Annotated in this window: 1 protein-coding gene; it reads right to left on the reverse strand. The window is 38.3% G+C overall.

Translation table 11 applies throughout. The annotated features are described in order from the left end of the window. Nucleotides 1–679: LysM peptidoglycan-binding domain-containing protein (locus KCG35_RS25965; RefSeq protein ID WP_215822808.1), on the reverse strand; the 679-nt coding region annotated here is incomplete at both ends.

Genomic DNA, 679 nt, shown 5'->3' on the forward strand with positions numbered 1-679 from the left:
TCTATATGATGCTTCTACTTCAAATACTTTTCTATTTTCAGTATTAGACGTTCTGTTAACTGAATCCGAGTCAAGATTATGGTTTAACTCGTCAGGTGCTTGAGATCCTGTTAACTCGATCCCCACAGTATCACTATATACGCTAACGCCTTCACCAAGCTTTGTTTGACTTGGCTTAGCATCAGGCACTACACAGATAACCTTTGGCTTCTTATTTTTTAAGTTTCTTTCTTTGTGTGCACAAGCAATTTTTACATTACACTTAGTGTCACACTCCTCACAGGGTTTATCTTTATCCTCAGGGAGTTTTTCTTCGGCCTTAGGTTCTTTTTTCTTAGGCTCTTCCGTTTTTTTCTTATCTTTTGGTTCTTCTATTTTTTCAGGTTTTTGTTTCTCTGGTCCTTTTTCTTCTGGGCCTTTCTTTTTTGGCCCTCCCTTTTCAGGGCCACCTTCTGGAGGTATAGGACACTCACCTTCTGGTTTACGACCAGGTATTTTTAATTCATAACCCGCATAAATTTTATCGGGGTCTTTGATATCTTTATTTTCTTTTAAAATTTCGTCTACAGTCGTGTCGTGCTTTTTAGCCAGATTACCTAAGGTATCACCACGTTGAATAACATAAGAATCATCGCAGGAAGGTTCAGGTATACGAATATTGGTATTCGCGTAGATAAGG

It is taken from the genome of Zooshikella harenae (assembly GCF_018837975.1).
Classification (GTDB): domain Bacteria; phylum Pseudomonadota; class Gammaproteobacteria; order Pseudomonadales; family Zooshikellaceae; genus Zooshikella; species Zooshikella harenae.